Below are 19615 nucleotides of genomic sequence, written 5' to 3'. Positions count from 1 at the left end.
GGAGCAAGCTCCCTCGCCACAATTTTGCTAGGCGCCGGTTACGGCTTTGCGGCCACTGACCAACCGTTCCAGTGCCTCACCCAAGCCCGAAGCCTTGTCACCAATCAGCAAGTGCCAAACACCGCTCTCAAGTTGACTCACGCCCTGGCAACCCAGCGCCGTCAGTTGGGATTCCGACAACACCGAACCATCCCCCAACTCCACCCGCAGCCGGGTCATCGCCACCGCATCCAGTTGTAAGACATTGGCCCGACCGCCCAGCGCACTCAGCCATTTCTCGGCCTCATGCACATTCACCGGCGTGCTCTTCTCAACCGGCGCTACCACCACCGCAGGCGCCGCAACATACGAAGGCATTGCCAGCCGAATCTCATCGGCGATGCTGTCCGCCATCGGCCCGACCACTACCTGCAAACTCCCACCGTTCCCCGGCCGAACCACCGCCATGGCACCCAGCGCTTTCAGCTCGGCATCCACCGCCTTGTTGCGATCCACCATGTCCAACCGCAGGCGCGTTGTGCAAGCACCCACACTCAGCAGATTGTCCGCACCACCCAGCGCTCGAATGTAAGCCCCGGCCCGTTGGTTATCGGTCATGGCTTCAGCCTGTACGACCTGAATATCCTCACGCCCCGGCGTCTTCAAATTGAAGCGACGTATGCAGTAATTGAACACGCTGTAGTAGATCACCGCATACGCCAGCCCAACCGGGAACACCAGCCAGCCATTGGTGGATTTACCCCAACCCAGCACCATGTCGATAAACCCGCCGGAGAAGGTAAAGCCCAGGTGGATGTTGAGCATGTTGGTGACCGCCATCGACAAGCCGGTCAGCAGCGCATGGATCAGATACAGGAATGGCGCGAGGAACATGAACGCGAATTCAATCGGCTCGGTCACCCCGGTCAGGAACGAGGTCAACGCCATCGACAGGAAAATCCCACCCATGATCTTGCGCCGCTCCGGCAGGGCGTTGCGGTACATCGCCAGGCACGCCGCTGGCAGGCCGAACAGCATCACCGGGAACATGCCGGTCATGAACTGGCCGCCTTTCGGGTCGCCGGCAAAGTAACGGGTCAGGTCGCCGGTCACTACCGCGCCGGTCACCGGATCCGTGAAGCTGCCGAACACAAACCAGGCCATGTTGTTGAGGATATGGTGCAAGCCGGTGACGATCAGCAGGCGGTTGAACACGCCAAACACGAACGCGCCAAAGCTGCCGCTTTCCATCAGCAGTACGCCGAAGCTGTTGATGCCGTGCTGGATCGGTGGCCAGATCAAACCAAAGATTACCCCCAGCGCCACCGCGGAGAACCCGGTGACGATCGGCACAAACCGTCGCCCACCAAAGAACGCCAGGTACTCCGGCAGCTTGATGTCCTTGAAGCGGTTATACAGCGCACCGGCCATCAAGCCGCTGGCGATCCCCGCGAGCATGCCCATGTTGATGCTGGCGTCCATCACCTTGAGGGTGGAGACCATCACCAGGTAGCCAATGGCACCCGCCAGGCCCGCCGTGCCGTTGTTGTCGCGGGCAAAACCCACGGAAATCCCGATGGCGAAGATCAGCGCCAGGTTGGCGAAGATCGCCTGCCCGGCGTCGTGCATCACCGCGATGTTCAGCAAGTCGGTGTCGCCCAGTCGCAGCAGGAGGCCGGCGATCGGCAGAATCGCGATCGGCAGCATCAGCGCACGGCCCAGGCGTTGCAGCCCTTCGATAAAATGTTGATACACGGCGTGTCTCCCTATTTTTGTTGTTTTCAGCTCAGCGGCCAGTGGTGTTGACAGGCTTGGCGAACGGCTTTGGCGCTGCTCAGGTTAAGCAGGCTTTGGCTCAGTTGCCGGCATTGGGCTGCGTCCAGGTGACGGACACGGTCCTTGATTTCTCCGATTTGCGGCGGGCTGACGGACAGCTCGCTGATGCCCAGGCCGATCAGCACCGGCGTGGCCAGCGGGTCGGACGCCAGCGCCCCGCACACACCGACCCAGCGCCCATGCTTGGCCGCGCCGATGCACGTCTGGGCGATCAGCCGCAGCAGCGCCGGGTGCAGGGCGTCGACCCGGGCGGCGAGGCCGGCGTGGTCTCGGTCCATGGCCAGGGTGTACTGGGACAGGTCATTGGTGCCGATGGACAAAAAGTCCGCATGCTCGGCCAGTTGCTCTGCCATCAGCGCGGCGGCGGGGACTTCGATCATCACGCCCAGCTCCGGGCGCTGGGTCAGTTCCAGCTCGGTGCACAGTTCATCGAGGCGCTGACGGATGTGCAGCAGTTCGTCGACTTCGCTGACCATCGGCAGCAGGATCCGGCAGCGTTCCAGTGGCGAGACTTGCAGCAGGGCACGCAGTTGCTGGTCCAGTACTTCCGGACGCACTTGCGCCATGCGAATGCCCCGCAGGCCCAGCACCGGGTTGGTCTCGAACGGCAGCGGCAGGTAGTCGAGTTGCTTGTCGCCGCCGACGTCGATAGTGCGGATGATCACGGATTTGTCGCCCATGGCATCCAGCACGGCCTGGTAGGCCTGGCGCTGCTCCTGTTCATCGGGTGCAGTGCGCCGATCAACAAAGAGGAATTCGGTGCGTAGCAGGCCGACGCCATCGGCGCCATTTTCAAAAGCCAGTTGGGCTTCGGTGCTGGAGGCAACGTTTGCCGCGACCTCAATACGCACGCCATCCTGAGTGCTCGCAGTGCCTTGAGCCTCCGCGTGCTGCTGTTGGCGCCGCAGTTTCTGTGCATCGCGCAACTGATGAACCTGAGCGTGGCGTGCATCATCCGGCGTCAGTTCCAGTCGACCGTTGGCGGCGTCCAGCACCACGCGCTGGCCCTGTGGCACCTCCAACAGTTGCTCGCCCAAAGCAACCACACACGGCAGGCCTTTGCCCCGTGCCAGAATCGCCACATGAGAAGTCGCGCCGCCTTCGGCCATGCAGATGCCGGCGGCGTGTTGCTGGCTCAATTGCAGCAGATCCGACGGGGTCAATTCATGGGCGGAGACGATCGCGCCGGCCGGCAATTCGAAGTGCCAGGCCTCACCCAGCAGCGCCCGTAGCACGCGTTGTTGCAAGTCCCGCAGGTCGTTGGCGCGTTCGGCGAACAGCGGTTTGCCAAGGGCGAGCAGCACTGCGCATTGGGCCTGGATCGCATCGCGCCAGGCGTGAGTGGCGGCACTGCCGTGTTCGATGGCGGTGGTGGCGGCTTCCAGCAGGGTCGGGTCTTCCAGCAGGGCCAAGTGGGCGGCGAAGATCTCTTCTTCCTCCACATCCTTGCGCTGACGGGCCTGGTCCAGGGTATGGCGGATTTCGCCGCGCACCTGTTCCAAGGCACTGTCCAGGTGCTGCAGCTGTTCATCCGGCGCGTTGTTGCCCGGGTCCACCGGCAACTCGATCCCGTTCAGGCGGAACAGCGGGCCGCAGACCAGACCCGGCGCGGCGCAGACGCCTTGCAGCACACCGGCCTCGGTATTCGCGCGTCGCGGGGCGGCGGCCACCGGGGCGTGATGTTCTTCGCTGACGGCCACCGACAGCGCGGCGATCAGTGCTTGCAGCGCCGCTTCACAATCCTTGCCGCGACAAGTGACCTGTACCTCGTCCTGCTCACCAATCCCCAGTCCCATCAAACCGATCAAGCTGTCGCACGAGGCCGATTTGCCGGCGAAATGCAGCTGCGACTGGCTGCTGAATGCCTGTGCAGTCTTGCGGATCAAGGCCGCAGGGCGCGCGTGCAGGCCGCCACGATGGGTGATGCGAATGGTCGCGCTGGCTTCGGCGACCGACTCATCAATCACTTTCGCTGCACCGGCCAACCGCGCAACCACATGCAGCAACGGCTCACCGACCCTGACGGTTTTCAGGGTGATGGGCCGCAACTCAAACGACTCGCTGTTGGTCAGGATGATCAGGCTGACCAGGCTTTTGCACTGCCGCGCAATCAGGTCCAGGTCAAACTGCACCAGCGTCTGGCCCTTGCTGACCCGCGCCCCTTGCTTGACCAGCAGCGCAAAGCCTTCGCCGTTCAATTCCACCGTGTCGATGCCCACGTGCATCAGCAATTCGGCGCCGTTATCGGCGCGAATGGTCAGCGCATGCCCGGTGCGGGCGACGTGGATGATCACGCCGTCGCACGGCGCATGCAGGCAATCGTTGAGCGGGTCGATAGCAATGCCGTCGCCCATGGCGCCACTGGCGAACACTTCGTCGGGAACGTTGCCCAGGGTCAACACCGGCCCACTGAGGGGAGCGCTGAGGGTGAGGTCTTTATTATTGTGGGACATGGGCACGGTACTCATCAGGAAAACGCTGTAATCAACTCAGTGGGTACGGGTCACTTTGCTCAAGTGACGCGGTTGGTCCGGGTCCATGCCCCGGGCTTCTGCCAAACCGGCAGCCATCACGTAGAAACTCTGGATCGCCAGGATCGGGTCCAGGGCCGGGTGTTCGGCGCGGCTCAGGGTCAGGTCGCGTTCGGCGATGTCGTCGGGAGCGGCCAGTAATACGCGGGCACCGCGCTGGCGCATGTCGGCGGCGAGGCTCAGCAGGCCGGCTTGTTCGGCGCCACGGGGGGCGAAGACCAGCAGCGGGTAGTTGTCATCGATCAGGGCCATCGGGCCATGGCGCACTTCGGCGCTGCTGAAGGCTTCGGCCTGGATCGCCGAGGTTTCCTTGAGCTTGAGCGCAGCTTCCTGGGCAATGGCAAAACCGGCGCCACGGCCGATCACCATCAGTTGCTGGCAGTCGCGCAGGGCTTCGATGGCCACGCTCCAGTCTTGCTTGGCGGCTTCACGCAAACCTTCGGGCAATGCCTTACAGGCTTGAAGTAACTCGTCTTCCTGATTCCAGTGGCCGATCAATTGGGCGCTGGCGCTCAGGGTGGCGATAAAGCTTTTGGTGGCCGCGACACTGCGTTCCGGCCCGGCGCACAGCGGCACGTGGAATTCGCAGGCGGCTTCCAGTGGCGAGTCTTCGGCGTTGACCATCGAGATGCTCAAGGCACCACGCTTGCGCAACAGGCGCAGGCTGTTGACCAGGTCCGGGCTCTGCCCCGACTGGGAGAAACCGAACGCCACTTGCCCGCTGACCTTGAGCGGCGATTGCAGCATGGTCACCACCGACATCGGCAACGAAGCCACCGGAATCCCCAGGTGTTGCATGGTCAGGTAGGCGAAGTAACTGGCGGCATGGTCCGAACTGCCGCGGGCGATGGTCATCGCCACTTGCGGCGGTTGGCGACGCAGGCGGCCGGCGACTTCCACCAGCACAGGGTCCAGACGTTGCAGTTGAGCCTCGACGGCCTCGCAGGAGGCCAGGGCCTCTTCAAGCATTTTTGAAGTCAATGGTTTCTCCTTCGACCATTACGTCGGTGAGGTGCAGGGAGCGGTCCAGGCGCACGCAGTCGGCAAAGCTGCCGGGTTGCAGGCGACCGCGTTCTTCGAGGCCCAGGTAGTCCGCAGGAAATTGCGACAGGCGTTGTGAGGCTTCGCTGATGGGCAGGCCGATCTTCACCAGGTTGCGCAGCGCCTGGTCCATGGTCAGGGTGCTGCCGGCCAGCGTTCCATCGGCCAGGCGTACGCCGCCCAGGCACTTGGTCACGGTGTGGCTGCCCAGCTTGTATTCACCGTCGGGCATGCCGGCGGCGGCGGTGGAATCGGTGACGCAGTACAGGCACGGGATCGAACGCAGGGCCACACGCATGGCGCCGGGGTGCACGTGCAGCAGGTCGGGAATCAGTTCGGCGTATTTGGCGTGGGCCAATGCGGCACCGACGATGCCGGGCTCGCGGTGATGCAGCGGGCTCATGGCGTTATACAAATGGGTAAAGCTGGTGGCGCCGGCGGCGAGGGCGGCGACGCCTTCTTCGTAGCTGCCCAGGGTGTGGCCGATCTGCATGCGCACGCCGCGTTCGCTGAGGGCGCGGATCAGGCCGTCATGGCCGGCGATTTCCGGGGCAATGGTGATCACCCGGATCGGCGCCAGGCGCAGGTATTCTTCGACTTCGGCCATCAAGGCGGTGTGGGCGAAGTTCGGTTGTGCGCCGAGTTTTCCGGGATTGATGTAGGGGCCTTCCAGGTGCACGCCGAGCACACGGGCGGTGCCGGTCGGGCGGCTCTCGCAATAGGTGCCGATTTCGCCGAGCACACGGGTGATTTCGTCCACCGGCGCGGTCATGGTGGTGGCCAGCAGCGAGGTGGTGCCAAACCGCACGTGGGTGCGGGTGATGGTGTGGAAGGCGTCGGAGCCTTCCATGATGTCCTTGCCGCCACCGCCGTGCACATGCAGGTCGATAAAGCCTGGCAGCAAATACGGCAGGTCGTTGTCAGCCGGGTCGCACGGGCTGCCTTCAACGGCAGTGACCTTGCCGTGCTGGTGCACCAGGCGACCGCGAATCCAGCCGTTGGGCGTGAGGATGTTGTCTTCGGACATGGGCAGTTCTCTAAATTCGCAGTTCAGCGGAATAGTCGTGGCGGCGCAGTTCTGCGACGAAGTCGTAGTAGTCGTTGCGGCAATAGGTGTCGGTGATTTCAATCGGGGTGTTGTCGGCGGTGTAGCCCACCCGGGTCATCAGCAGCATGGCGGTGCCGGGGGCGATGCCCACCAGGGCCGCGAACTCGTCCGAGGCGTTGATCGCCTGGATGTGTTGCAGGGCGCGCACGATGGGCTTGCCGATGCTCTCCAGGTACTCGTACAGCGAGTTGCCGATGGCCTGCGGGTGGGGGAGGACAGAGGCGGGCATGGCGGTCATTTCAATCGCCATCACCGTGTCGTCGGCCTTACGCAAGCGCTTGAGCCGTGCGACCTTGTCGGCAGGCGACAGGCCCAGGCGGATCAATTCTTCATGGGTGGGCTGGGTGATGTCCCGCTCCAGCCACTGGGACGTCGGCACAAACCCCTTGAGCCGGAGCATTTCGCTGAAGCCCGAGAGGCGCGACAGCGGCTGTTCCAGGCGCGGCGTGATGAAGGTTCCGGAGCCTTGGCTGCGACGGATCAGGCCTTGTTCGAACAGTACTTCCAGCGCCTTGCGGGCGGTCACTCGGGAAATGCTCAGTTGCTCGCTGAGGGCGCGTTCCGACGGCAATGCCTGCTCGGATTTCCATTGGCCGGCATGAATCGCGGCTTCGAGGTTACGGGCCAGTTGCAGGTACAGCGGCGTCGATTGTTTATCGTCGGGGCGCAGGGCCAGGATGGGATTCATCGTGTCGGTTTCCGATGCGGTTATTGGAGTGTTGTCGCCCGGTAGTGATCGCAAGCTAATACCACTTAAATACCATGTCAATGCAGCGAAAACGGTGCAGGCGAGCGTTTACGGGCGCCTTAATAGTGCGCCAGTTCAAGTGGTATTAGAGAGGTCTTTCTGTCGCGCAGAAGCGCGCAGCTTGCCGGGGTGAACTGGTATTCACCGGCAAGCGCTGCGTGGGGCAGGAATTTTTTTTGAATTATTTTACGAGTGGCGGAAAAATTACGGACGAATCTCGATCATCGTGCCGTCTTTCACCAGGTTCCAGACTTCGCGCATGTCGACGTTGCGCATGCCGATGCAGCCGTCGGTCCAGTCCAGGGTGTGGAACAGCTCTTCGGGGTAGTCCTCGGCGTCGGGGGTGCCGTGGATCATGATCATGCTGCCGGGCTTGACCCCTTCGCGGCGGGCGCGGGCGGAGTCGCTGATATTGGGGTAGGAAATGTGCATGGCCAGGTTGAAGCGGTCGCTGGTCTTGCGCCAGTCGATCCAGTAGAAGCCTTCCGGGGTTCGGCGGTCGCCTTCCATCAGCTTGGTGCCCTTGGGGTTCTTGCCCAGGGAAATGCGGTAGGTCTTGAGGGGCTTGCCGTCGTTGATCAGTTGCAACTGATGGGCGGACTTGAGCACCAGGACTTTTTCGACGGGTTTGTCCCCCAGGATCACTTGGGTGGAGGCTGGCGACAGCGTGGCAAACGACAGGCAGATCAGAGCAAGCAACCAACGCATTAAAACGGTATCCCCTGAAAAGACTACGTGCCGCCTGGAGTGTTATTTGGCCAACTGGGTCAGCGGCGGCACGGACTCGCTGCGCACCGGATACGACTGTTGCCGGCGGTCAGCAAAAAAGCATTCTAAGGTACGCCCGACCGTGCGGAAAGCCAGCTCGGACCAAGGGATGTCGGCTTCATCGAATAAGCGCACTTCGAGGCTTTCGGGGCCTGCGGCAAAGTCCAGGTCGATCAGTTCGGCCCGGTAGAAGATGTGCACCTGGCTGATGTGCGGCACGTCGATCAGGGTGTAGATGCTCAGGTTGCGCACCCGGGCGCAGGCTTCTTCCATGGTTTCGCGCATGGCGGCCTGTTCGACGGTCTCGCCGTTCTCCATAAAGCCTGCAGGCAAGGTCCAGAAGCCCAGGCGCGGCTCGATGGCGCGGCGGCACAGCAGCACCTGGTCGCCCCATACCGGCACGGTGCCGGCGACGATATTGGGGTTCTGATAGTGAATGGTCTGACAGTGATCGCAGACATAACGCAGGCGTGCGTCGCCTTCGGGAATGCGCTGGGTGACCGGTTTACCGCACTGGCTGCAGAAGTTCATGCTGGGGTTCCTGGAGAGTGCGCCTATCTTGGCGTGACCGGGTATGGGCTGCAAGTTGTCGTTTAGCGACATGCCCGGGGTTTTGGGGTTGGGCGTGCGCACGGTTTGGTGCATGATGCAAGGTAGCCAACAGACCGAGATGACTCATGCTGGACGAGCTACTTCGCCGGGTAAGCAATCATACGCCCCACACGCTGGAGACCGACGGTCGGTTCCCGGAAGCGGCGGTACTGGTGCCGATCACCCGCAGTGACGAACCCGAGCTGATCCTGACCTTGCGCGCCAGCGGGTTGTCGACCCATGGCGGCGAAGTGGCGTTCCCTGGCGGGCGCCGCGACCCGGAAGACCCGGACCTGATCTTCACCGCGCTGCGTGAAGCCGAAGAAGAAATCGGCCTGCCGCCGGGCCTGGTGGAAGTCATCGGCCCGTTGAGCCCGCTGATTTCCCTGCACGGTATCCGCGTCACGCCTTATGTAGGCGTTATCCCCGATTACGTTGAATACCTGGCCAATGACGCCGAGATCGCCGCTGTTTTCAGCGTGCCACTGGAGTTTTTTCGCCAGGACCCTCGCGAGCATACCCACCGTATCGATTACCAGGGCCGCAGTTGGTACGTGCCCAGTTACCGGTTTGGCGAATACAAGATCTGGGGCCTGACGGCGATCATGATCGTCGAGCTGATCAATCTGCTCTATGACGACACCGACATCAGCCTGCATCGACCGCCGAAAAGCTTCATCAATACCTAAGAGCCAGATGGCCATCGTTCCTGCCGTGAGGATCCACCTATGAAATACCGCCTGGGCGACGCCCGAGTCGAAACCCATCCCAACAGCTGGGTGGCCCCCAATGCCACGCTGGTGGGCAAGGTCAAGTTGGAGGAGGGCGCCAACGTCTGGTTCAACGCGGTGTTGCGCGGCGACAACGAACTGATCCTGATCGGCAAGAACAGCAACGTGCAGGACGGCAGCGTGATGCACACCGACATGGGTTACCCGCTGACCCTCGGCACCGGCGTGACCATCGGCCATAACGCCATGTTGCATGGCTGCACGGTGGACGATTTCAGCCTGATTGGGATCAACGCGGTGATTCTTAACGGCGCGAAGATCGGCAAGCACTGCATCATCGGCGCCAATTCGCTGATCGGCGAGGGCAAGGAAATTCCCGATGGTTCGCTGGTGATGGGCTCGCCGGGCAAAGTGGTACGGGAGCTGACCGAGGTGCAGAAGAAGATGCTCGAGGCCAGCGCTGCGCACTATGTGCATAACGCCCAGCGTTATGCCCGTGACCTGGTTGAGCAGGAAGAATGAACCCGGTGGAACGCCCCGTCGCCTCGCCTTGCGTGAGCATTTGTGCCCTGGATGACGATGATATTTGCACCGGCTGCCAGCGGACTGTGGAGGAGATCACCCGCTGGAGCCGTATGGACAACGCCGAGCGCCGGGTGGTGCTGGGGTTGTGCCATGAGCGGGCGAAGGCGAGTGGCTTGGTGTGGATGATTCCCGGTAAATCCGGCGGCTGATCGCTAGAGGGCTGCACTTAATGTGGCGAGGGAGCTTGCTCCCGCTGAGCTGCTAAGCAGCCCCAAATCAGACGACAGGATGACTTCAGGTACACCGCAATCGCCCATTTCAGGGCCGCTTCGCGCCCCAGCGGGAGCAAGCTCCCTCGCCACATTGATGGGTTGTGAAGTACCCTGTGGCCCTTGTTCACAGGTCCCTCGCCCCATGTTCTTCCTGATCGCCTATATCAGCAGCGTCGTGCTGATCAACTTTGCCTTTTCCACCGCTCCGCACCTGGATGTCATCTGGTCTGCCTGGGGCGGCCTGGTGTTTGTCCTGCGGGACATGGTGCAAACCCGCTTCGGCCATGGCGCGATCATCGCCATGCTGGCGGCGCTGGTGCTGTCCTATATCACCTCCGATCCGTCCATCGCCCTGGCCAGCGCCACGGCGTTCGCGGTGTCCGAATGCATTGACTGGCTGGTGTTCAGCATCACCAAGCGCCCACTCCACGATCGCCTGTGGATCAGTTCGGCGCTGAGTATTCCCCTCGATACCTTCATCTTTTTCGGCCTGATCGGCGCACTCACGCCTGCCGTGGCCGGCACCGCCCTGGTCTCGAAATTCGCCGGCGTCACCGTGGTGTGGCTGGCCATGGCCTGGCGTTTGCGTCGGCAGCGCGTCGCCAACTGAAGCCAATCTTTACAGTTCATGTAAAATGCCGGCCTTTCTCCCCACGATCCGCTCCCCTGAGGACCTGAGATGACCCGAATCGGAACTCCATTGTCGCCAACCGCGACCCGCGTAATGCTGTGTGGCTGCGGTGAGCTGGGCAAGGAAGTGGTAATCGAACTGCAACGCCTGGGCGTTGAAGTGATTGCCGTGGATCGCTACGCCAACGCGCCGGCGATGCAGGTTGCCCACCGTAGCCACGTGATCAACATGCTCGACGGTGCCGCCCTGCGTGCCGTGATCGAGGCCGAAAAGCCGCACTTCATCGTGCCGGAAATCGAAGCGATCGCCACCGCCACCCTGGTGGAGCTGGAGGCCGAAGGCTTCAACGTGATCCCGACCGCCCGTGCGACCTTGCTGACCATGAACCGCGAAGGCATCCGTCGCCTGGCCGCTGAAGAGCTGGACCTGCCGACCTCGCCGTACCACTTCGCCGACACCTTCGAGGACTACAGCAAAGCCGTCACCGACCTGGGCTTCCCGTGTGTGGTCAAGCCGGTGATGAGTTCGTCGGGCAAGGGCCAGAGCCTGTTGCGCAGCGCCGATGACGTGCAGAAAGCCTGGGATTACGCCCAGGAAGGCGGGCGTGCCGGAAAGGGCCGGGTGATCATCGAAGGCTTTATCGACTTCGACTACGAAATCACCCTGCTGACCGTGCGCCACATTGGCGGCACCACCTTCTGCGCGCCTGTCGGTCACCGTCAGGAGAAGGGCGACTACCAGGAATCCTGGCAGCCACAGGCCATGAGCCCGATTGCACTGGCGGAATCCGAGCGCGTTGCCAAGGCGGTAACCGAAGCATTGGGTGGTCGTGGTCTGTTTGGCGTCGAGCTGTTCATCAAGGGCGATCAGGTGTGGTTCAGCGAAGTATCGCCGCGCCCTCATGACACTGGCCTGGTAACCCTGATTTCCCAGGACCTGTCGCAGTTCGCCCTGCATGCGCGGGCAATTCTCGGCCTGCCGATTCCGTTGATCCGTCAGTTCGGGCCTTCGGCTTCGGCAGTGATTCTGGTGGAAGGCAAGTCGACCCAGACGGCGTTCGCCAACCTGGGGGCTGCGTTGAGCGAGCCGGACACGGCGTTGCGTTTGTTCGGCAAGCCGGAAGTGAACGGTCAGCGCCGTATGGGCGTGGCGCTGGCGCGGGATGAGTCGATTGAGGCTGCCCGGGCTAAAGCGACCCGTGCGTCGAAGGCGGTTGTTGTAGAGCTGTAACCGAGTCGCGCCCTTCGCGAGCAAGCCCGCTCCCACATTTGAATGTATTCGCAAATCAAAATGTGGGAGGGGGCTTGCTCCCGAAGGCGGTTTATCAGGCGACCTTGTTCAAATCGTTATTGCGCGTCTCTTTCAGGCACAGCACAGCAATCAAGCTGATCACCGCTGCCGCCGACACATACCCGCCGACATAGCTCAAACCGCCCATCGCCACCAGTTTGGTCGCGAAGAACGGTGCCGCCGACGCGCCCACGATCCCGCCCAGGTTATACGCCGCCGAAGCACCGGTATAACGCACGCGGGTCGGGAACAGTTCCGGCAACATCGCGCCCATCGGGGCGAACGTCACGCCCATCAAAAACAGCTCCAGCGCCAGGAACAGTGCCACGGCCCAGGTTGAACCGTGGGTCAGCAACGGTTCCATGGTGAAGCCGGAGAGGATGGTCAGGATCGCGCCGACAATCAGCACCGGCTTACGCCCGTAACGGTCGCTGGCCAACGCCGCCAGCGGCGTCGCCGCGCCCATGAACAGCACGGCGAAGCACAGCAGGCCGAGGAAGGTTTCACGGCTGTAGCCCAGCGTGGACACGCCGTAACTCAGAGAAAACGCCGTGGTGATATAGAACAGCGCATAACACACCACCATCGACGCCGCGCCCAGCAGTACCGGCAGCCAATGCTGGCTGAACAGTTCCACCAGTGGCACTTTAACCGGGGCTTCCTTGGCTACGGCATTCGCGAATACAGGCGTTTCATGCAGTTTGAGTCGCGCATACAGGCCCACCATCACCAGCGCCGCGCTGAGGATGAACGGAATGCGCCAGCCCCAGCTGCGGAATTGCTCGTCGCTCAGGCTCATGGCCAGGATCAGGAACAGCCCGTTGGCTGCCAGAAAGCCGATCGATGGGCCCAGTTGCGGGAACATGCCGAACCAGGCGCGTTTGCCCTTCGGTGCGTTCTCGGTGGCCAGCAACGCCGCGCCGCCCCATTCGCCGCCAAGCCCGAGGCCTTGGCCAAAGCGCAGTACGCAGAGCAGGATCGGCGCCCAGGCCCCGATGCTGTCGTAACCGGGCAGCAAGCCGATGAGGGTGGTGCACACGCCCATCAGCAGCAGGGACGCCACCAGTGTCGACTTGCGGCCGATCCGGTCGCCAAAGTGGCCAAACAGCGCCGAACCCAACGGCCGCGCGATAAACGCGATACCGAAGGTCAGGAACGAGGCAAGCATCTGCGCCGTGCCGGAGGTTTGCGGGAAGAACACCGGGCCGATCACCAGGGCAGCGGCAGTCGCATAGATATAGAAGTCGTAGAACTCGATGGCGGTGCCGATGATGCTCGCGGTGGCGACCCGGGCCGTCGAGTTGGTCGGGGCGGCGGTCGCCGTCTCGTTATAGGTGGTGCTCATTGAGGTATCCCTGACGGTCATTGCGCGTTTGGACGCGGATTATTATTGGTCGAACACCCATGGATCAGGGTTGTGCGCGGGGCGGCTCGGGATGGGAGCAAGCACCGGTCAGACATGGGTAAAACGGTGCCTGGACGCGCTCAGTGCGGGTAGCACGCGGTCGGGCGGGGCTTGGGTAAGCCGCCCGATTATAGGAAGGGGTTTGCGGATCCAACAAGGGGCTTAAGCAGCGACCGGCACTGTGCTGGTGTGCCAGATCAGCACCTTGGCGACGCGGTTGTCCTCGGTCTCGAGGATTTCCAGGCGATAGCGGCCGATTTTCAGGCACACGGCGCAGTCCGGAATGGTCTCCAGCGCTTCGGTGACCAGGCCGTTGAGGGTCTTGGGGCCGTCGCTGGGCAGGTGCCAGCCGAGGGTTTTGTTCAAGTCGCGAATCGAGGCGGCGCCGTCGATCACGTAGCGGCCATCCAGTTGTGGCTGGATGTGCGGGTTGTCGAGGTGCTGCTCGCTTTCGAACTCGCCGACGATTTCTTCAAGAATGTCTTCCAGGGTCACAATGCCCAGCACTTCGCCGTATTCATCCACCACCATGCCCAAGCGGCGCTGCTGCTTGTGGAAGTTCAGCAATTGCAGTTGCAGCGGTGTGCTTTCCGGGACGAAGTAGGGCTCGTGACAGGCCTCCAGCAGCGCTTCCTTGGTCAGGCTGGCGTCCGGCAGCAGGTGGCGGATCTGCCGAGTGTTGAGCACCGCTTCCACCTGGTTGATGTCGCTGTGGAAAACCGGCAGCCGGGTACGCGTGGAAACCCGCAGTTGCTCGATGATTTCCTCTACCGAGTCATCCAGGTTGATGCCGTCCACTTCGCTGCGGGGCACCAGGATGTCATTCACGGTGATGTTGTCCAGGGCATGAATGCCTGGCATGCCCGGTGCGCGGGTATTGGGGATTTCGGCTTCCGGCTCGTCGTCCTGATCCGGCTGCGGCTCGTCGCTCTTCTTGACCACGCCAGGTTTGCGGGCAAATGGGCGCAGCAGCAACAGGCTGACGCCGTTGAGCAGCCAAGCCAGCGGATAAAGGATTTTCAACGGCACGCTCAGCAACGTATTGCCGAAACCGAGGATGGTTTGCGGGTGGCGAGTGGCCAGGGCGCGGGGCAGGTAGTCGGCCAGCACCAGCAGGACCGCGCTGGAGATCACCCAGCCGAGCCATGGGCCGTTTTCCGCCCAGGCGTAGATCGCCAGCAGGGTGCAGAGAATCACCACCACGGCGCGGCACAAGGTGTTGCAGAGGATCAGGCTGTTGCGCGGGAAATTCAGGCGGGCGGCGGCTTTGTCACCCTGGCGGGTGCCAGGGCGCAGGGCCAGCAAATGTTGCTGGGCGGCTTCGATGGCGGTAAACAGCGCCGACCATAAAACCAGCAAGGCTACTACCGCAAGCATCGGCCCTAAGGGCAAGTTGTCCATGTCGGCTGCCCGTCAGATATGCAGGATGTATTCGCGAACCAGCTTGCTGCCGAAATAGGCCAGCATCAGCAGGCAGAAACCGGCCAGGGTCCAGCGGATCGCCTTGTGCCCGCGCCAGCCGAGGCGGTTGCGGCCCCACAGCAGCACGCTGAACACCACCCAGGCCAGGCAGGCCAGGAGGGTTTTGTGCACCAGGTGCTGGGCGAACAGGTTCTCGACGAACAGCCAGCCGGAGATCAGCGACAGCGACAGCAGCGTCCAGCCGGCCCAGAGGAAGCCGAACAGCAGGCTTTCCATGGTTTGCAACGGCGGGAAGTTCTTGATCAGCCCGGACGGGTGCTTGTGCTTGAGCTGGTGGTCTTGCAACAGCAGCAACAAAGCCTGGAACACCGCGATGGTGAACATGCCGTAGGCGAGGATCGACAGCAGGATGTGGGCGAGGATGCCCGGCTCTTCATCAATGACCTGCACGGTGCCGGTCGGCGTGAATTGCGCCAGCAGTACCGTCAGCACCCCGAGCGGGAACAGCAGCACCAGCAGGTTCTCCACCGGAATCCTGTAACAGGCCATCAGGGTCAGTGCGATCACTGCGGCGGCAATCAGGCTGGCGGCGCTGAAAAAATCCAGGCCCAGGCCGACCGGCGTCATCAAGTGCGTGAACAGGCTGGCCGCGTGGGCGAGCAGAGCAAGGACGCCAAGGCCTACCAACAGGCGTTTGTCGGCCTTGGCGCCTTGGGCCAGACGAGTGCCCTGATAAAGGGTCGCAGCGGCATACAAGATGGCGGCGGCGAGGCTGGGTAGCAAACTGGGTGACAAAGGGAGCATAAATCCTGTTAAGCAGGCCCGAAAGGCGCTGAGTTTGGCATACACCTGCGTAACACGAAAGACTCTCAGGCCAGACAGCGGGTGTGCATGGCGGCAGTCTTCGCTATAATCCGCGACCTGCCCACGCCGCAGGCTCGCCGAACGCTGTTTTTAATAGCGATTTACCACAGCCTGGGCCGCCATTACCTCGGTCTACCAATGCATTTCGATGAATAGGGCCTGAAAGGATCGCGCATGTTTGAAAACTTGACTGACCGTCTCTCGCAGACGCTGCGCCATGTCACCGGCAAGGCCAAGCTGACCGAGGACAATATTAAAGACACCCTGCGTGAAGTGCGCATGGCGTTGCTGGAAGCCGACGTCGCCTTGCCGGTGGTGAAGGACTTCGTCAACTCGGTCAAAGAGCGCGCGGTCGGCACTGAAGTGTCCCGCAGCCTGACCCCGGGCCAGGCCTTTGTGAAGATCGTCCAGGCCGAACTCGAAAGCCTGATGGGCGCGGCCAACGAAGATTTGAACCTCAGCGCCGTCCCGCCAGCCGTTGTGCTGATGGCCGGCTTGCAAGGTGCGGGCAAGACCACCACCGCCGGCAAACTGGCGCGCTTCCTTAAAGAGCGCAAGAAGAAGTCGGTGATGGTGGTGTCTGCGGACGTTTACCGTCCGGCCGCGATCAAACAGCTGGAAATGCTCGCGGGCGAAGTGGGCGTGACCTTCTTCCCGTCCGACCTGAGCCAGAAGCCGGTCGATATCGCCCAGGCGGCTATTAAAGAAGCCAAGCTGAAATTCATCGACGTGGTCATCGTCGATACCGCCGGTCGCCTGCACATCGATGAAGAGATGATGGGCGAGATCAAGGCGCTGCATGCCGCGATCAACCCGGTAGAGACCCTGTTCGTGGTCGACGCCATGACCGGCCAGGATGCGGCCAACACCGCCAAGGCCTTTGGTGATGCACTGCCGCTGACCGGCGTGATCCTGACCAAGGTTGACGGCGACGCCCGTGGCGGTGCCGCCTTGTCGGTGCGTGCGATTACCGGCAAGCCGATCAAGTTCATCGGTATGGGCGAGAAGAGCGAAGCGCTCGAGCCGTTCCACCCTGAGCGGATCGCCTCGCGTATCCTCGGCATGGGCGACGTGCTCAGCCTGATCGAGCAAGCGGAAGCGACCCTCGACAAGGACAAGGCCGACAAACTGGCTAAAAAGCTGAAGAAGGGCAAGGGCTTCGACCTCGAAGACTTCCGCGACCAGCTGCAACAGATGAAGAACATGGGCGGCCTCGGCGGCCTGATGGACAAGCTGCCGAACATCGGCGGCGTGAACCTGGCGCAAATGGGCAATGCCCAGGGCGCGGCAGAGAAGCAATTCAAGCAGATGGAAGCCATCATCAACTCCATGACCCCGGCCGAGCGCCGCGACCCTGAGCTGATCAGCGGTTCGCGCAAACGTCGGATCGCCATGGGTTCCGGCACCCAGGTGCAGGACATCGGTCGCTTGATCAAGCAGCACAAGCAGATGCAGAAGATGATGAAGAAATTCTCCGCAAAAGGCGGAATGGCCAAGATGATGCGCGGCATGGGCGGTATGTTGCCCGGCGGCGGCATGCCGAAAATGTAAAGAATTCGAGCAGAAGCTCGCTTCTGCTCCGACCCACACGGATGTGGGATCTCCAGCAAACCCGCCGTTGGCGGGAGCTGACTTGCCGTTTTAACCGACGGCTCTATAGCAGATCTGAATGGCACGCTGATAGGCGCCAGAAAAAGACATTTGCAAAAGTCCGGATATTCCTTAGAATATGCGGCCTTTCGGGCACCTATGCCCGCTGTGCATTTAGATTTGCAGCACCGACTACAGGAACGATGTTCACATGCTAACAATCCGTCTTGCCCTTGGCGGCTCCAAAAAGCGCCCGTTTTACCACTTGACCGTAACTGACAGCCGCAACCCACGTGACGGCTCTCACAAGGAACAAGTTGGCTTCTTCAACCCGATCGCTCGTGGTCAAGAAGTCCGTCTGTCCGTGAACCAAGAGCGCGTAGCCTACTGGCTGAGCGTTGGTGCACAACCTTCTGAGCGCGTTGCTCAGTTGTTGAAGGATGCATCTAAGGCTGCGGCCTGAGCAATATGAACGCGACGCCAGCGGTTGCTGATGATTTGATCGTTATCGGCAAGATTTATTCTGTTCATGGCGTTCGCGGCGAAGTGAAGGTGTATTCCTTTACTGATCCGACTGAAAACCTGTTGCAGTACAAGACCTGGACGCTCAAGCGCGAAGGTAGTGTGAAACAGGTAGAGCTGGTCAGTGGACGCGGGAGCGACAAGTTCCTGGTCGCAAAGCTCAAGGGTCTTGATGATCGTGAAGAAGCTCGTCTTCTGGCCGGTTATGAGATCTGCGTGCCGCGCAACCTGTTCCCTGAATTGACCGACGGCGAGTACTACTGGTACCAGCTGGAAGGTCTGAAGGTTATTGATCAACTCGGGCAATTGCTCGGGAAAATCGATCATCTTCTGGAAACCGGCGCCAATGATGTAATGGTGGTCAAGCCTTGCGCTGGCAGCCTGGATGATCGCGAACGCCTGTTGCCCTATACCGAGCAATGCGTGTTGGCCGTCGACCTGGCAGCGGGCGAGATGAAGGTGGAATGGGACGCGGACTTCTAACGTGGCTAACCTGCGCGTTGAAGTGATCAGTTTGTTTCCCGAGATGTTTTCCGCCATCAGCGAGTACGGCATCACCAGTCGGGCGGTGAAACAGGGGCTCTTGCAGCTCACCTGTTGGAACCCGCGAGACTACACGACAGATCGACATCACACTGTGGACGACCGCCCATTTGGCGGTGGCCCGGGCATGGTGATGAAGATCAAGCCCCTGGAAGATGCGTTGGTTCAGGCCAAGGCAGCCGCCGGGGAGAAGGCGAAGGTAATTTACCTGTCCCCTCAAGGCCGTCAGCTGAATCAGTCGGCGGTACGCGAGTTGGCGAATCTGGAAGCATTAATCCTGATTGCCGGTCGCTATGAAGGCATTGACGAGCGGTTTATTGAAGCTCACGTCGATGAAGAGTGGTCGATTGGGGACTATGTCCTGTCTGGCGGCGAGCTGCCGGCGATGGTCCTGATAGATGCGGTTACACGACTGCTGCCTGGAGCTTTAGGGCATGCGGACTCCGCGGAGGAAGATTCCTTCACGGATGGTTTGCTGGATTGCCCGCACTACACCCGACCGGAGGTGTATGCGGATCAGCGTGTTCCCGACGTATTGCTAAGTGGCAATCACGCACACATCCGGCGTTGGCGTTTACAGCAGTCCCTCGGGCGGACCTATGAACGACGCGCCGATCTTCTGGAAAGCCGCTCGCTTTCTGGAGAAGAGAAGAAGCTGCTCGAGGAATACATCCTCGGGCGGGACGATAGTTAACAACGTATCGATGGTAGGTCCGACGACTTACCTTAGGAGCACAGCATGACTAACAAAATCATCCTTGCACTCGAAGCAGAGCAGATGACCAAAGAGATCCCTACCTTTGCCCCGGGCGACACCATTGTCGTTCAGGTGAAAGTGAAGGAAGGCGACCGTTCGCGTCTGCAAGCGTTCGAAGGCGTGGTAATTGCCAAGCGTAACCGTGGTGTGAACAGTGCTTTCACTGTTCGTAAAATCTCCAACGGTGTTGGCGTAGAGCGTACTTTCCAGACCTACAGCCCGCAAATCGACAGCATGGCCGTTAAGCGTCGCGGTGACGTACGTAAAGCCAAGCTGTACTACCTGCGTGACCTGTCCGGTAAAGCAGCTCGCATCAAGGAAAAACTGGCTTAAGTCCAGCTTCCCGATGCAGAAAAAAGCAGCCTACGGGCTGCTTTTTTGTTGCCTGAAATTTGTCCATTTCCCCGGTATCTATTCATGACTCCCCGCCTCGAAGAAATTCAGCGTCGCACTGACCTTAA

At 61.4% G+C, this 19615-nt stretch carries 20 protein-coding genes; 10 read left to right on the top strand and 10 right to left on the bottom strand.

What is annotated here, in order from left to right; all coding sequences use genetic code 11:
- Nucleotides 1–27: 27 nt before the first annotated feature.
- The 7 genes from nagE to LIY45_RS13035 form a co-directional block, all read right to left on the bottom strand.
- Nucleotides 28–1734 (bottom strand): N-acetylglucosamine-specific PTS transporter subunit IIBC, encoded by a 1707-nt coding sequence (nagE, locus tag LIY45_RS13065; RefSeq protein WP_226476566.1) that lies wholly within the window; start codon nt 1732–1734, stop codon nt 28–30.
- A gap of 26 nt (nt 1735–1760) precedes the next feature.
- A complete protein-coding gene (ptsP, locus tag LIY45_RS13060; RefSeq protein WP_226476565.1) occupies nt 1761–4268 on the bottom strand; it encodes a phosphoenolpyruvate--protein phosphotransferase in 2508 nt (835 codons plus the stop codon).
- 36 nt (nt 4269–4304) lie between these two features.
- A complete protein-coding gene (locus tag LIY45_RS13055) occupies nt 4305–5327 on the bottom strand; it encodes an SIS domain-containing protein (RefSeq protein WP_226476564.1) in 1023 nt (340 codons plus the stop codon).
- Entirely contained in the window at nt 5308–6414 is a 1107-nt protein-coding gene (gene nagA, locus LIY45_RS13050; RefSeq protein ID WP_226476563.1) for an N-acetylglucosamine-6-phosphate deacetylase, read from the bottom strand. Before nagA ends, LIY45_RS13055 begins: the two co-directional genes overlap by 20 nt.
- A 10-nt stretch (nt 6415–6424) precedes the next feature.
- The gene (locus LIY45_RS13045) at nt 6425–7183 is read right to left on the bottom strand and encodes a GntR family transcriptional regulator (protein ID WP_017478691.1); all 759 of its coding nucleotides are present in this window, start codon (nt 7181–7183) and stop codon (nt 6425–6427) included.
- A 264-nt stretch (nt 7184–7447) separates the two neighbouring features.
- Nucleotides 7448–7951, bottom strand: a complete 504-nt coding sequence (locus LIY45_RS13040; protein ID WP_226476562.1) for a L,D-transpeptidase family protein — start codon at nt 7949–7951, stop codon at nt 7448–7450.
- 42 nt (nt 7952–7993) lie between these two features.
- Complete coding sequence (locus LIY45_RS13035; protein ID WP_017478693.1) at nt 7994–8542, bottom strand: NUDIX hydrolase; 549 nt, start codon at nt 8540–8542, stop codon at nt 7994–7996.
- A 146-nt stretch (nt 8543–8688) separates the two neighbouring features.
- On the opposite strand from LIY45_RS13035, the gene LIY45_RS13030 reads away from it, so the two are divergent.
- The 5 genes from LIY45_RS13030 (at nt 8689) to purT (ending at nt 11991) form a co-directional block, all read left to right on the top strand.
- Complete coding sequence (locus tag LIY45_RS13030) at nt 8689–9291, top strand: CoA pyrophosphatase (protein ID WP_226476561.1); 603 nt, start codon at nt 8689–8691, stop codon at nt 9289–9291.
- A 39-nt stretch (nt 9292–9330) separates the two neighbouring features.
- A complete protein-coding gene (locus LIY45_RS13025) occupies nt 9331–9855 on the top strand; it encodes a gamma carbonic anhydrase family protein (protein WP_226476560.1) in 525 nt (174 codons plus the stop codon).
- On the top strand, nt 9852–10067 hold the full coding sequence (locus LIY45_RS13020; RefSeq protein WP_226476559.1) for a DUF1289 domain-containing protein: 216 nt from the start codon (nt 9852–9854) through the stop codon (nt 10065–10067). The genes LIY45_RS13025 and LIY45_RS13020 overlap by 4 nt, the downstream gene beginning before the upstream one ends.
- Nucleotides 10068–10272: 205 nt before the next feature.
- Nucleotides 10273–10740 carry a hypothetical protein gene (locus tag LIY45_RS13015; protein ID WP_003209599.1) on the top strand — a complete coding sequence of 156 codons (468 nt, stop codon included), beginning with the start codon at nt 10273–10275 and terminating at the stop codon, nt 10738–10740.
- 69 nt (nt 10741–10809) lie between these two features.
- Nucleotides 10810–11991: a formate-dependent phosphoribosylglycinamide formyltransferase gene (gene purT, locus LIY45_RS13010; RefSeq protein ID WP_026078133.1), complete on the top strand. Its 1182-nt coding sequence runs from the start codon at nt 10810–10812 to the stop codon at nt 11989–11991.
- Between the two features lie 94 nt (nt 11992–12085).
- Here purT and LIY45_RS13005 read toward each other — a convergent pair whose 3' ends face one another.
- The 3 genes from LIY45_RS13005 to ccsA form a co-directional block, all read right to left on the bottom strand.
- A complete protein-coding gene (locus LIY45_RS13005; RefSeq protein ID WP_226476558.1) occupies nt 12086–13396 on the bottom strand; it encodes an MFS transporter in 1311 nt (436 codons plus the stop codon).
- 222 nt (nt 13397–13618) lie between these two features.
- Entirely contained in the window at nt 13619–14857 is a 1239-nt protein-coding gene (locus LIY45_RS13000; RefSeq protein ID WP_226476557.1) for a transporter associated domain-containing protein, read from the bottom strand.
- A gap of 12 nt (nt 14858–14869) precedes the next feature.
- A complete protein-coding gene (gene ccsA / locus LIY45_RS12995) occupies nt 14870–15673 on the bottom strand; it encodes a cytochrome c biogenesis protein CcsA (RefSeq protein WP_172834530.1) in 804 nt (267 codons plus the stop codon).
- Between the two features lie 243 nt (nt 15674–15916).
- Between ccsA and ffh the strand changes: the two genes are divergently transcribed.
- From ffh to rplS, 5 genes are all read left to right on the top strand, one after another.
- Nucleotides 15917–17293, top strand: a complete 1377-nt coding sequence (gene ffh, locus LIY45_RS12990) for a signal recognition particle protein (protein WP_003209589.1) — start codon at nt 15917–15919, stop codon at nt 17291–17293.
- 250 nt (nt 17294–17543) lie between these two features.
- Nucleotides 17544–17795 carry a 30S ribosomal protein S16 gene (gene rpsP, locus LIY45_RS12985; RefSeq protein ID WP_003209587.1) on the top strand — a complete coding sequence of 84 codons (252 nt, stop codon included), beginning with the start codon at nt 17544–17546 and terminating at the stop codon, nt 17793–17795.
- 5 nt (nt 17796–17800) lie between these two features.
- Entirely contained in the window at nt 17801–18337 is a 537-nt protein-coding gene (rimM, locus tag LIY45_RS12980; protein WP_003175898.1) for a ribosome maturation factor RimM, read from the top strand.
- 43 nt (nt 18338–18380) lie between these two features.
- Complete coding sequence (gene trmD / locus LIY45_RS12975) at nt 18381–19091, top strand: tRNA (guanosine(37)-N1)-methyltransferase TrmD (protein WP_231988895.1); 711 nt, start codon at nt 18381–18383, stop codon at nt 19089–19091.
- A gap of 45 nt (nt 19092–19136) precedes the next feature.
- A complete protein-coding gene (rplS, locus tag LIY45_RS12970; protein ID WP_003175895.1) occupies nt 19137–19487 on the top strand; it encodes a 50S ribosomal protein L19 in 351 nt (116 codons plus the stop codon).
- Nucleotides 19488–19615: the final 128 nt, after the last annotated feature.

This window comes from Pseudomonas sp. MWU16-30323, from assembly GCF_020515595.1.
GTDB lineage: Bacteria > Pseudomonadota > Gammaproteobacteria > Pseudomonadales > Pseudomonadaceae > Aquipseudomonas > Aquipseudomonas yamanorum.
Note: the sequence above shows the minus strand (reverse complement) of the source record. Positions and strands in the feature narration are given on the sequence as shown.